We start from the raw sequence: 13197 nt of genomic DNA, 5'->3' as shown, positions 1-13197 counted from the left end.
AACGAGGATAGCATCATGAACCAACGCACTCATGCTCACCCATCAGGGAAGTATCTGATGGCGCTTGATGCAGGAACAGGCAGTATCCGTGCAGTAATATTTGATCTGGAAGGAAATCAAATCTCTGTTGGACAAGCGGAATGGGTTCACCAACCAGTACCGAATGTCGCAGGCTCAATGGAATTTGACCTGAAAAACAACTGGCGACTAGCCTGCCAATGTATCCGGCAGGCACTGCAAAAAGCGGAACTACCCGCCAGTGCGATTCAGAGTGTTGCAGCCTGTTCAATGCGGGAAGGTATCGTCCTTTACAACCGCAACGGTGATCCCATCTGGGCATGTGCCAACGTAGATGCCCGTTCCAGCCATGAAGTCAGTGAACTGAAAGAGTTATACAACAATACGTTTGAATATGATGTTTATCGTTATTCCGGCCAGACCTTAGCATTGGGCGCAATGCCTCGTCTGTTGTGGCTTGCCCATCACCGCTCCGATATCTATCGGCAGGCCAGTACCCTGACAATGATCAGCGATTGGCTGGCTTATATGTTGAGTGGCGAACTGGCAGTTGATCCTTCCAACGCAGGTACAACAGGCATGCTGGATTTGGTAAGCCGCGACTGGCGTCCAAGCTTGCTAGAAATGGCGGGATTGCGTTCCGATATCCTCTCCCCAGTTAAAGAAACCGGTACTTTACTTGGATACGTAACAAACAAAGCGGCAACCGAGTGCGGTTTGAATAGCGGTACACCGATTATTATGGGCGGCGGTGATGTCCAGCTCGGTTGCCTCGGTATTGGTGTCGTCAGACCTGCTCAAACTGCGGTACTTGGCGGCACATTCTGGCAGCAGGTAGTTAACCTGCCAGAGCCGATGACTGATCCCAACATGAACATCCGTATCAATCCCCACGTGATCCCCGGTATGGCGCAGGCAGAATCCATCAGCTTCTTCACTGGCCTCACCATGCGCTGGTTCCGTGATGCTTTCTGCGCGGAAGAAAAACTAATGGCGGAACGTCTGGGTGTTGATGCCTACAACCTGCTGGAAGAAATGGCAGCGCGAGTTCCTGTCGGTGCATATGGTGTGATGCCCATTTTCTCCGATGTCATGCGCTTTAAATCGTGGTATCACGCCGCCCCTTCCTTCCTCAATCTGTCGATTGATCCGGAAAAATGCAACAAGGCAACACTATTCAGGGCATTAGAGGAAAACGCAGCTATCGTTTCAGCCTGTAACCTCGATATGGTTGCAGCATTCTCAGGCGTACAACCAGATTCGCTGGTCTTCGCCGGCGGTGGTTCAAAAGGAAAACTCTGGAGCCAGATTCTCTCCGACGTAACCGGATTACCCGTGCGGGTTCCGGTAGTTAAGGAAGCGACAGCATTGGGCTGTGCGATAGCAGCCGGCGTCGGAGTTTCGCTGTATAATTCCATGCCAGAAACAGGGGAAAGATTAGTGCGTTGGGAACGGGAATATCAACCAAACTTAAGCCACCGAGAGGTTTACCAAAAAGCGAAGAAAGACTGGCAGACAGTATATGCGGATCAACTGCATTTGGTGGATGATGGTTTGACAACTTCGTTGTGGAAGGCGCCGGGGTTGTGATTTCCAGTTGTAAATGAAATTTGTAAGCGAAAATTGAGCAAGTGTAGCGGCTTGCTCAGTCATACTAAAGCCATTACTCTTACAAAAACAGCCAGATAGGAGTGCGCCATGTTTACCACTTTAGAATTAACAAATTTTAGTGCCTTTAAGCAGACTAAATTTGAATTTGTTTCTGGAATAAACGTTTTTATCGGTGAAAACGGAACCGGTAAAACCCATTTAATGAAACTGTTATATTGTGTGCAGCAAAAAGCGCACAATGCCGATGAGTTAAAACAGAAACTCGCAAATGTCTTTCGTCCAAGTGGCGGTAACGTTTCCAGACTAGTGGCACACAAAAAAGGGTTAACCAGCGCATTGGTCAATATCACTTCACGTCGTGGTCTGTCTGAAAAAACGTTTACCCTTAAGTTCGACAATACACGTCATCATCTCTTCGAAGTAGAAGGTCAACTTAATTTATCTAAAGAACCTGTTTTTATTCCCGTAAAAGAAGTATTGTCCTTCGCTCCTGGATTTATTTCGTTATACGACAAATATGAACTGGCATTTGAAGAAATCTATTACGACATCGTAAAACAGGCTTACCTACCTGCTCGCAAAGGAATGCCACTTAAAGATGAGCAACCCTTGCTGGAACTAATTCGTAAAACAATCGGAGGCCGTGTCAGTCTTCATGGAGAAGAATTCCAGTTAACTTCAGGGAATTCTAAATTAGAAATTTCCTTGATCGCTGAAGGTCATCGCAAATTAGCGCTAATTTGGCAACTCATTCATAATGGCTCTCTATTCAGAGACAACACCCTGTTTTGGGATGAACCAGAAGCTAACCTTAATCCTTCTTTAATGCTGAATGTCGCGAAAATACTCGTAATGCTCGCCGAACGTGGTGTACAAATCTTCGTTGCAACACATAACTATGCTTTTTTGAAAGAACTGGAATTTGCTAAGCAGCAAAACAGCCCTATACGTTATTTTGCGCTAGAAAGAACCAAACAAGATGGTGTAATAAAGCATATGTTTGAACAATATAAAGATGTGACACCCAACAAGATTGCCGATGAATATTTACGTCTGTATAACCTTGAAATTCAACATTCATTAGGGAATGCAAGATGACAACACAAATGCATCCTGAGTGGATTGAAGGTGATCTGTATTTCGATTTTTCTAAAGCGCAATCAGTAAGAAAATTAGATAAAGAAGATCCTGAGGGACAAGGTCTCAGTCACTTACTGAAATCCGTCGATTTTGTAGTCGAATGGTCAAACCAACTTTGGTTAATTAGAAATCAAGGATCCTGAAAATGGAATGATCCCTAATCATCTTAAAGAAAGAGAACAAACAAAGTTCCGACGCAAGCTGCAAAGCGACAACTTTGTTAATAAAGAGTTATTTCCTAAGCTATGCGATAGTTTGCTCTATCTCAGCTTAGAACAAGGCATAGTAGACAAGCCCATGCAATATATCACTCTCATTGGCCTATCATCATTACAACCTGCCGAACTTGCTGGTTTACAACACAAACTTTGGCATACAGGTTGGATAAGAGGTCCGAAAAGAGGATGGAAAAAACCTTTTGAAATACATTGTATGACTGTACAACAATGGAACCGAGTATTAACTCAATGCCTAGTAATAAGAAAGAGCTAACTATCTGCCCCCCCAATAATAAAAGCCAGAATTGTTCTGATCTTTATTCGAAATAAAAGCAAAAATCCGCCTTCATAGGAAGGTGGCATTAATTTTGCCCTAAACACAAGCTTCTGCCATCTCTGTCACCTTCAAACTCAAAAAAGCCAAAGCCTGTTACGAACCACGTCCACAAAACGTGGTTTTCAATTAATCATAAAAATAAGAAGTGCTTTCCCTGCATCATCTTCCTATCTCATAGTAACAAACTCTTCTGCCGCCGTTGGATGGATTGCAACCGTATTATCAAAATCCTTTTTCGTTGCCCCCATTTTCAGCGCAACTGCGAAGCCTTGCAGGATTTCATCCATACCGAAACCAATACCGTGGATACCTACAATTTTTTCATCTTTACCCACACAAACCAGTTTCATACGACATGGCTGACGATGCCTTGTCACAGCGGTATACATCGCGGTAAATGATGATGTGTAAACTTTCACCTGATCATCGCCATATTGCTCCCTTGCCTGTGGTTCTGTTAAACCTACAGTACCAATTGGGGGATGGCTGAATACGACTGTTGGAATATTGGCATAATCCAGATGTTCTTCCGGTTTGTTGTTAAACAAACGTTCCGATAAACGACGACCTGCCGCAACCGCAACCGGCGTCAGCTCTACCGCTCCCGTGTTATCGCCCACGGCATAAATACCTTTCACATTTGTATTCTGGTATTTATCGACCTGAATGTATCCTTGCTCATTCAGCTCAACACCTGCTGCCACCAGATTCAGATTATCTGTCACTGGCTCACGTCCAATCGCCCATATCAATGTATCAACCGTCTGTTCCCGGCCATCCTGCAATTGCAGCGTCAAACTGCCATCAGCATTTTTAATCACCGCTTTCGGTATCGCTTTCGTATGCAATGTCGGTCCTTCATTTTTGATAACTTCCAACAACGTATCGACAATCAACGGATCGAAAGAACGTAATGGTGCATGTTTACGAACAAAAAGATGAGTTTCACTTCCCAACGCGTTCAAAACACCCGCAATTTCCACAGCAATATAGCCTGCACCTACGACTGCAACACGTTTTGGCATCTCATCCAGTTCAAAGAAACCATTTGAATCAATACCATACTCCGCACCGGGAATAGCAGGGAACATTGGACGACCACCCGTCGCAATCAAGATATGGTCAGCCGTAATTTTTTCGCCATTTACTTCAATTGTCTTTGCATCAACAAAACGCGCGAATCCCTGAATAACATCCACTTTATTGTTACCCAACACACGTTCATACGACATATGAATACGGTCAATGTAGGAGGAACGGCTGGCAATCAATTTCTTCCAGTCAAAATGATTTACTGTTGTATCAAAACCGTAATCAGAGCCATATTGATGAATAGATTCCGCAATCTGTGCGGCGTGCCACATCACTTTCTTCGGTACACACCCCACATTAACACATGTTCCACCCAATGCTTTTGCTTCAATCAAGGCGCATTTCTGCCCATACATGGCTGCACGGTTAACGGAGGCAATACCACCACTGCCACCACCAATTGCAATATAATCGTAATGTTCACTCATCTTAGGCACTTCCGTCTAATCAATTAACTTACTGACTACAATTTAAGCGTAAATCATATTATTATAAAAAGTTATCACTGTGCATGACGATTCTGGCTCTCATTATCATAGGCCAGAGCTATCAAACCAATGACGCCTTATTCCGGCACAATCCACTCTACTAAAGTATGTCCCGTCCCTTCAGGAACCAGTATCTGATGCAGCCATGGCAGCACAGACCGCATCTGCTGTTCTAACTTCCACGGTGGGTTAATAACAATCATGCCAGATGCTGTCATACCACGCTGATCACTGTCTGGGCGCACACCGAATTCAATCTGCAAGATTTTGCGGATCCCCGTCGCCTCTAGTTCTTTAACCAGACGCTTAATCTGCTGACGAAGCACAACCGGATACCACAACGCATAAGTTCCCGTCGCAAAGCGTTTGTACCCTTCTAAAATACCTTTAACGACACTCTGATAATCTGATTTCAATTCATAAGATGGATCGATCAGCACCAATCCACGACGAGTTTTAGGCGGTAATTTTGATTTTAGCTGCTGATAACCATCTTCACGCAGAACACGAGCACGCCTGTCACGGGAAAACTCACTGCGTAATAGAGGAAAATCGCTTGAATGCAGTTCACTCAGATTTAGCTCATCGTTTTCCCGTAATAAATGACGGGCAATCAACGGAGAGCCAGGGTAGTAACGCAAAACACCATTCTGATTCAGCGCCCTAACAACCCCCATATAAGCGCTTAACTCTTCAGGAATATCATCACGTTGCCAAATACGAGCAATACCTTCCAGATACTCACCCGTACGCTCGGCATGCTCTCCGCTCAATTGATAACGACCCGCGCCTGAATGGGTATCCAAATAAAGAAAAGGCTTCTCTTTTGTCTTAAGTGATTCAATGATCAGGCTTTGTACAGTGTGTTTAAGCACATCAGCGTGATTGCCCGCATGGAAACTGTGACGATAACTTAGCATTAATTTATTTCCTATTGATTTTTAATAAGTTTTAGTTCTACACAAGGTGAAAAAGTCATTTAATTACCTCACGCGTTACCCCACAATTCATTGCACGAGCACTAAAACACAACAAAGCATAGTAACAAAGTAACTACCGTCATCGCATCTTAAAAAGAGTAAATGTAGGCTAAAGGGACGTGAAGTGTGGGGAAACTAATTACCCCACAGGGGGAAAATCAGATTAGTTCGCTAGCTGCTCCAACTTTGTTGAGAGGTTGTGCTGTATTTCATCGAGAGCTACTGAAATGACAGTGACGGGAATGTTCTTGCCAGTGAGAAGATACCCAGTTACGGCTATCTTCTCGGTGATCCCCAAATGGAAATTGGCTATTTTATAATTTATATCCTAAATAGCTTTCCAAAAGGAAAGGACGCAGCTTCCACTATTAACCTATTAGTAGGTTAGGTTTGTATTTATGCAGCTTTAAACCGAATAAAAAATAACATATCGTTAATATTTCTTTTGCCATTAATTAAAACGCAACAATATAATTTACTTAAAAATATAAATTATATACTATTAGAAAATAACCTAAATTTTGATTCATATTATAACTATGATAATAAATAATAATGAAGTTAACTTAAATAAAACTGAGATCTCTTTTGTCTGGTGGAACACAAGTCTTTCTCCTACTAAGAAAAAAAACAGGGCGACTGATGAAGAGACAGATCTTGCATTAACTATGATTAATATTTTTATAACAGAATTTAATGCTGATTGTATTTGTTTGGCAGAAGTTTCACCAGAAGATATAGAAAAATTAAAAGTATCAATTGCACCTAAAGGTTACGATATCCTTTCAGGAGTAAGCTCTACTGAGAAAGCAAAATTTGACACCTGCATAATCTATAATACATTAAAATTTTCCACATCTGATCCAGAAAATATCATTACTAAAAGAGGAAAACGCACGTTAAAAGTAGCTCAAAAAATAGAACTTTTATGCAAAATTGATGAGACTATTTTTAATCTTTTTATTAGCCACTGGCCTAGTAGAATGTGGTGTAAAGAAAACAGCGCAGATAGGCATCTTCTTGGTTCTAGGCTCAGAGATGCTATAGATGAGACAAAAAACAAAAATTCGATTGGTAACGTTATTATTGCTGGTGATTTCAATGATGAACCTTTCGATGAATCCATCTCAAACCAACTTATGGCTACAAGAGATCTGAGATTAGCTTAAAATAGCAATGATTTACTTTATAATCCATTTTGGCGTCATATGAGCAATCATAGTTTTTACACCCAAAATATATCTTGCCATATGCTAAATGGAACTTATTATTGGAAAAGTGATAGTATAGTTTGCGGAAACGGTTCAACATCCAGCCCCGCACCCTGTAGCTGGGTTCTTAAGTGGGTAGCATTCCATGTCTCGAAGCCCACCAGCTTGATATCAAAGTGCTGGCTGTCTTTGAGAATGTCATCACGGATACGTCATAATCAATGCAATCGCCCTGTGTGGTACGTATCCAGCCTATTTGTGCCCATTGACGATACACCGCCCGATTCTTATTGGCAGGATTTTGTAACTGGGCTTCGGGCAAGTAATGGCGGGTCAGTAATAACAGTTTGTTTTTGTTATCCACGGGGAAAGTGTAACAGATACTGGTGATATCGCCTGTTAAGGATAAATCCAGTCCAGCATAACACTCCAGCCCTTTCAGGTCGTTTTCGTCATAGTCGAGTTGGCAGGCTTTCCATGCCCCTTCACCCATCCACGGTGTTTCACCCTGACACCAGATATTAAAGCGTTTGGTTAACATCTCCGTCCATTGTGACGGAATACCCCGCGCTTTCTGGATGGTGTCATGCAAAGCAGCACTGTCCAGTACAAATTCGTCGCATGACAGATTCATCAGTTAATTGCTGCATGATCTGTTTGTTGAGTTCAGGGATAACGGTATACCCGCCGTCTGCTGGAACGCTGGTAGATAGGGAGCGGGCTTCGCCAGTCAGAATATAGTGGCGCAGTTCGTCATTGCTGCATTTTTTACTGGTCGGCTGGGTCTTTGCCTGATTGCGTTCTTCGTCAGACAGTGCCTCATAACGGGCAATTTCCGTATTCAAGGTATCCGACTGGCTGCGCAATTCATCAAACTGTTTGGCTTCATTCTCTGTTAGAGAACACTTTTCATCTTCGGCTTTGGTAAGCAGAGAACGCATTTGATAGGTTAAATCGGATTTTTGTTGGCGTAATTCGAGAAGTTTTTTCATGATATTTTTCGGAGTAGTTATCTTCTTTAAAACACTATTTAACACCGTGAAAAATAATTAAAAAGCCTCTGGAATTTAGAGGCTAAAAAAGATAAAACACGAAAAAAAATATTTACAAAAAAATTCATTTACACAGTGACAAATTTTTCACATAGGTTGTTGGGGACATCCACGATATTTTATCACATGTCAGATAACCATCATTTTTTAACTTATAGCCAACATAAAAAGATATAGGAAAACTAACTACAAATGATGTAATCATAAGTACACTCAAGTACTTAATGATTAATTTATTATATTTTGGTGTTCTATTAAATAGAACAAAAAAAATAGATCCTGATAAAGAGTAAAATATTATAGGGAAAGACATAATACTTATAATAACTGCACCAGAGAATGTTATCTCATCTTTCATTAACACCAATGAAACAGCACATTCAATAATGAAGCACATCATAAATGTAAGAAATAATAACAATATTACTCCAGATAATGCTTTTAAGTATTTACTATTCACCTAATTCTTCCCATCGTATTAAAAAAATATTGTAAGTCTACTTCCGGTGTTCTTGGCTTTCTTTCCATTGCTTCTTTTAAGAGTGCTATTAATTTTTCGCTTATTCCATATTGCTTATCAACAAGATCTAAACCGATAGCCACTATAATTCCAACAGCTAAAACTATTCCCGCAACAGCAATAATACTTCCACCTAAAAAAGCAGTGGCAGTTAAAAGTGACCCCGCAATCCATGAGGATGCAGCAATAATAGCGGTTTTAGCCATATCCATTGTTATGTTGCCGATAAAATCAGCTAAAGTATATTCATCCTTAAAAATACTTTCTATCAATCTATAGCCAATCGAAAAGACAATACAGAATCTAACACCTTTGATAATACTAGCATTAAGACCCTGCTGTCCTATCCCCATGGCTAACATTTGAGGGTGGCTAGCGCCGTATCGGGTTCCTCTGACAAGACGCCTAAGACCCGCATGACCTGACAGGTGAATATATTTTTTCCCATTTTCTCCCACATAGGTTTTTGCAGTAATATTTAACCTCTTAAATTCCCGGCAAACATCAGAGAATCCATGTGAATCATAGATATTTCCAGCATAGGTAGAAATAGGGTCTGTGACAGAAAACACTGCTGCTATAAGATTTTTCTTCTTATCTTTTACCTCGCTACCTCTTGCAAACTCTTCGCCATAACTTGGCTTTTGTGGAGGGCTAGGATTAATATCTTCAATAATACTTTGAGCCTGAGCCAATGTAAGCATATAGTGATACTGGGTATTATCACTTAATACCTTTTCTAACCCTATAGAATCAAAAAACTCATGCTGAGGGGTTAACTGGTTAATTCCCACTTTTCCATTTAAGTAATCCCCCAAATAACCATCTCATGTGGGATTATAACTTTTACGCCTTATCATTTAAGCTCTCCATATTATTGCATATCTAATAATTACAAATATCATCATAATACTAATAAAAAATAACTGTCTTATATCCCCTGACTCCCCTAAAAATCTTTTTGAAGCCATCCACTGTACACATTATGCATAATTTTTAAGAGGCCTGTCATATCTGGGTTTGTGACCATTAATATGGTATTCATTAACTATTAACCTGTTAACTCAAACTTTTTCAGATTATGTATAGGATGCATGCTTAGTGTACAGAAGAAGAATAACTATACATCCTATTTTTATATTTAAAATCGGTCATGACATCAATTTATTGAATCGTGTATAGAACATTCAGATGGCAAAGATTGATGTGACCTGCCCCTCTTGTCATGCCGTTAAAGGGATCCACCGTAATGGGCGTTCGCGTTCTGGTCATCAACGTTATCTTTGCCAATCCTGCCGTCACCCTTGGCAATTGGAATTCACCTATACCGCTTGTCGTCCCGGTACACATAAGCAAATCGTCGATATGTCCATGAATGGAAGGGGATGTCGCGCGACAGCGCGTGTCATGGGAATGGGCCTGAATACGGTTCTCCGCCACTTAAAAAACTCAGACCTCAATCGGTAACAGAAGCCATTGTCCCCGGCACCGAAGTCATTGTCTGCGGTGAAATGGATGAACAATGGTCATATGTGAAGTCAAAGAAGCAGCCCCGTTGGCTCTTTTATGCTTACGACAAACTCAGACGAAAAGTGATCGCTCACGTTTTCGGCCCAAGAACAAAAAAGACCTTGATGCGTTTGATGGCGTTACTGGCTCCTTTCAACATAGTGGTCTGTATGACCGATGGCTGGAAAAGCGATGAAAAAACACTGATGGGGAAATTGCATGTGGTCAGCAAGCGTTATACACAACACATAGAGAGACATAACCTGAATCTTCGTCAGCATTTGGCAAGACTGACTCGCAAAACCTTATCTTTTTTAAAATCCGTGGAAATGCATGACAGAGTCATGGGGGATTATTTAAATATTCATCACTATCAATAAATTGGAATCATGACCAGAAATCAGAATGTATAGATTTAAGCACATCAGATAATTCATTTTCTGTTAATATTCTCTTTCGCTTATTTAACCGATATCCTGCTTTGTAATCCCTTCCAAAACATGAGAAACAGCAAATCGTCTGATTCGACAAAATTTAAGCGCCTGCTGTGACATTTGCAAAAGCATTCCTGCCATACTGGGAGCGACCTTTTTCACTTGGTCAAAACGCCTAAGCCAATAAGGGGTATCACAATCAGAAAGAGCCATATCGCTAATATAAGGGAACAGGTGTTTATTAAAACGTTCTCTGTATCTATTGGCATTCACTAAATTATTATCAACATATACAGTTAACCAATATTCTATAGCATCCTGAACAATGACTGGTTTTAATGTTTCTTCCCTATCCAGCTTTATCATTCGTTGGGGATCTTTGCCATCGGCTAACCATGTTCGGCATTGAGTGCGCATCTCTCTGGCTTTGGCTAAAGACAGATCAGGGTATCGCCCAAGTGTCAGTAACTTTGCTTCGGTTTCCCTTCCACCCAATCGATATTTATAAACCCAGCTTATGGAACCCGCCTTTGTGACACGAATCATCAACCCAGCCCCATCAGATATTTTTCTCACTTTGTCAGAGTGAGTTCCCAGTAACGCTTTGAGCTTTTTATCTGATAAGCGATTTATTCCAGCAGTCATTTGGATCTCTATCCCAAGATATTTGTTACCCCACCGATTACCCCACAGTATGTTGCAAAAGCGGAAAAACGACAATAAGCACTGGAACAATATACAGTATCAAAATTAACCTAATTGATTGATATATATTGAAATTAAGTGCAAATACGGTAACACCCGAACACTAAAACTCATTGGTGACGATAACTTAGCATCCGATTTTCAAACCCCGGGAGAGAAATATTGGTAAATTGCCTAATGCCGATCAGGCAACAAAAAAGCATTATGCCTCATTCTCACAAAAAAAGATAAAAGCCTCCATTCTCCCCCCTGTCAGTTGTAACTATGGTCGAATTTTCAGGATCAAATCCAGATCAGCATATAAAATTTTGGATAAAAACTTAAAACCATATTAGGAATAATTCATGAAGTCGAAAACTATGATCTTATCTGTACTGATCGTTTTCAGTATGAGTATTGCCTATGCAAACCCCAGTAAAGCTGGATGTGAGGAGAAAAAGAAAACATTAGAAAAACAACTTAAGTATGCAAAAAATGATAAGAATAAAAGATTGATTGCCGATTTAACCCGAACGCTGGAAAGCCTCAATGCAACTTGTGAATGGGAAAGACATTTAAAAAACTCGCAAGAACAACCTCCAGCACATCAAAATAATTCAGCTTCTGATACTCCCTCAAATAAAGCTAGCTCCTCAAAAAGTTCACGTTCCCGCTTTGAATACAAAACAAAGAATCAAACTAAAAAAGTACAGGCCAAAAAGAAACAATAGACCTGCACTGAAGTACCAACCAATATAATTGTATATATTTACAAGTTTTTTTCCTTAATCTGCTGTGGATTGGAAGGAGATAACTTGTAATAAACTTTATCGCTTGCAGGAGGCCTCTTTTCAATTTTCATTGAAAGAATCGCGTTATCCTTAGAGATAACGTAATAATTCAAATAATTTCCTTTCCCATCATAAGGATACTGAAAATCCGGTTTCAGAAATTTTTTCTCATAAGATTTTACATAGGGATCATACTCATCTTCATAAACCACTCGCTGATTTCTGACAAAGATAATCTTATAAAAAAGGCTGGCCTTTCCTGTAAATGCAGCCCCGATGATACTCTCAATATCTTTATGATCCATTCCCTTATCCAGGACATACATTTTATCCCAGTCAAAGGATGCGATTTTATTCATATCAATCAGACAAGCAGTATTTTTTTGACAATGTTTATCTGCATAATCGATAATACTCAACTTACTGTTATTAACAGATAAAAAGAAAATAACAATGCCCAATATTAATGCAAGTGCGACAATGTTATTTTTGTTGACAGCATGGAAAAACATCATTCCTCCTTCATAATCAAACTTGATATGAGAACACGGTTTTGGAATTTTACCCTTGTTAATCAACACATCACTAAAAACCTTGCTATATCCGTTTTATTACAACGTCGTAATCTCATACTCCATATTGAATATCAATAAAAATCAGTACGAAAAATCCCCTCAACTGCTTTCAATCAGCAGCTTTGCCATTACAAATTTACAAAATGTTACGAGAATATCACTTCACTTATGGAGATAGCTCCATATCACTCGCGATAAGTGACTGCGCTACACTGCTACTTCATGTCTTAACTGAGGATATATAAGGTAACGAATCAACCTCTATTTTTATTATTTTCAGCATAAAAAGCACTATGCAGGGGGGCTTTATGCAAAGAAAAAGTATATTAAGTTTACTAACAATTTTTTCTGTTTCAAATAGAAAAATATGGTAAACAAATAATAAATGAGACGAATTGTTGCTAATGTAGTTTAGTAATGATCTTTAGCTAATTAAGCACATTAAATTTTCTATAAAAAATAGGTTTGAGCAGATAAGCTGAAAGGAAAACACTGTCTATTCATACAGAATAGTGTTTTTTCATGGTGAATTTTATT

At 40.1% G+C, this 13197-nt stretch carries 13 protein-coding genes and 2 pseudogenes; 7 read left to right on the top strand and 8 right to left on the bottom strand.

Features of this window, described 5'->3' with window-relative positions:
- Positions 1-15 precede the first annotated feature (15 nt).
- The 4 genes from lsrK (at position 16) to HGO23_RS01270 (ending at position 3261) form a co-directional block, all read left to right on the top strand.
- Positions 16-1608 (top strand): autoinducer-2 kinase, encoded by a 1593-nt coding sequence (lsrK, locus tag HGO23_RS01285; RefSeq protein WP_209027680.1) that lies wholly within the window; start codon positions 16-18, stop codon positions 1606-1608.
- A 108-nt stretch (positions 1609-1716) separates the two neighbouring features.
- Positions 1717-2727 (top strand): AAA family ATPase, encoded by a 1011-nt coding sequence (locus HGO23_RS01280; RefSeq protein WP_209027678.1) that lies wholly within the window; start codon positions 1717-1719, stop codon positions 2725-2727.
- Positions 2724-2912, top strand: a complete 189-nt coding sequence (locus HGO23_RS01275; RefSeq protein WP_209027676.1) for a hypothetical protein — start codon at positions 2724-2726, stop codon at positions 2910-2912. The genes HGO23_RS01280 and HGO23_RS01275 overlap by 4 nt, the downstream gene beginning before the upstream one ends.
- Positions 2913-2919: 7 nt before the next feature.
- A complete protein-coding gene (locus tag HGO23_RS01270) occupies positions 2920-3261 on the top strand; it encodes a hypothetical protein (RefSeq protein ID WP_209027674.1) in 342 nt (113 codons plus the stop codon).
- Positions 3262-3491: 230 nt separating this feature from the next.
- Here the strand turns inward: HGO23_RS01270 and gorA are convergent, their stop codons facing one another.
- Complete coding sequence (gene gorA / locus HGO23_RS01265) at positions 3492-4844, bottom strand: glutathione-disulfide reductase (protein WP_099134927.1); 1353 nt, start codon at positions 4842-4844, stop codon at positions 3492-3494.
- 137 nt (positions 4845-4981) lie between these two features.
- Complete coding sequence (locus HGO23_RS01260; protein ID WP_099134926.1) at positions 4982-5824, bottom strand: 23S rRNA (adenine(2030)-N(6))-methyltransferase RlmJ; 843 nt, start codon at positions 5822-5824, stop codon at positions 4982-4984.
- A gap of 599 nt (positions 5825-6423) precedes the next feature.
- Between HGO23_RS01260 and HGO23_RS01255 the strand changes: the two genes are divergently transcribed.
- Positions 6424-7053 (top strand): endonuclease/exonuclease/phosphatase family protein, encoded by a 630-nt coding sequence (locus HGO23_RS01255; protein WP_209027672.1) that lies wholly within the window; start codon positions 6424-6426, stop codon positions 7051-7053.
- A 113-nt stretch (positions 7054-7166) separates the two neighbouring features.
- Here HGO23_RS01255 and HGO23_RS01250 read toward each other — a convergent pair.
- From HGO23_RS01250 to HGO23_RS01235, 4 genes and pseudogenes are all read right to left on the bottom strand, one after another.
- Positions 7167-7702: pseudogene (locus HGO23_RS01250) on the bottom strand (terminase TerL endonuclease subunit); the annotation flags it as partial.
- Positions 7701-8087: pseudogene (locus tag HGO23_RS01245) on the bottom strand (phage major capsid protein); the annotation flags it as partial. The pseudogenes HGO23_RS01245 and HGO23_RS01250, both read right to left, overlap by 2 nt.
- Positions 8088-8211: 124 nt before the next feature.
- Entirely contained in the window at positions 8212-8607 is a 396-nt protein-coding gene (locus HGO23_RS01240) for a DUF1240 domain-containing protein (protein ID WP_209027671.1), read from the bottom strand.
- On the bottom strand, positions 8604-9485 hold the full coding sequence (locus HGO23_RS01235; RefSeq protein ID WP_244967863.1) for a hypothetical protein: 882 nt from the start codon (positions 9483-9485) through the stop codon (positions 8604-8606). Before HGO23_RS01235 ends, HGO23_RS01240 begins: the two co-directional genes overlap by 4 nt.
- A gap of 373 nt (positions 9486-9858) precedes the next feature.
- Here HGO23_RS01235 and HGO23_RS01230 point away from each other — a divergent pair.
- Positions 9859-10556 (top strand): IS1 family transposase gene (locus HGO23_RS01230; RefSeq protein WP_244967862.1). Its coding sequence is split into 2 segments (ribosomal slippage): positions 9859-10108 and positions 10108-10556, totalling 699 coding nucleotides; the frame shifts between segments, so codons are not numbered across the junction.
- 84 nt (positions 10557-10640) lie between these two features.
- Here the strand turns inward: HGO23_RS01230 and HGO23_RS01225 are convergent.
- Positions 10641-11255: an Arm DNA-binding domain-containing protein gene (locus HGO23_RS01225; protein WP_244589850.1), complete on the bottom strand. Its 615-nt coding sequence runs from the start codon at positions 11253-11255 to the stop codon at positions 10641-10643.
- A gap of 404 nt (positions 11256-11659) precedes the next feature.
- Between HGO23_RS01225 and HGO23_RS01220 the strand changes: the two genes are divergently transcribed.
- Positions 11660-12025 carry a DUF1090 family protein gene (locus HGO23_RS01220; protein ID WP_209027669.1) on the top strand — a complete coding sequence of 122 codons (366 nt, stop codon included), beginning with the start codon at positions 11660-11662 and terminating at the stop codon, positions 12023-12025.
- Between the two features lie 38 nt (positions 12026-12063).
- Here HGO23_RS01220 and HGO23_RS01215 read toward each other — a convergent pair whose 3' ends face one another.
- Entirely contained in the window at positions 12064-12666 is a 603-nt protein-coding gene (locus tag HGO23_RS01215) for a hypothetical protein (protein WP_244967861.1), read from the bottom strand.
- Positions 12667-13197: the final 531 nt, after the last annotated feature.

The sequence above is a fragment of the Xenorhabdus budapestensis genome (assembly GCF_017743015.1).
Taxonomy (GTDB): domain Bacteria; phylum Pseudomonadota; class Gammaproteobacteria; order Enterobacterales; family Enterobacteriaceae; genus Xenorhabdus; species Xenorhabdus budapestensis.
Note: the sequence above shows the minus strand (reverse complement) of the source record. Positions and strands in the feature narration are given on the sequence as shown.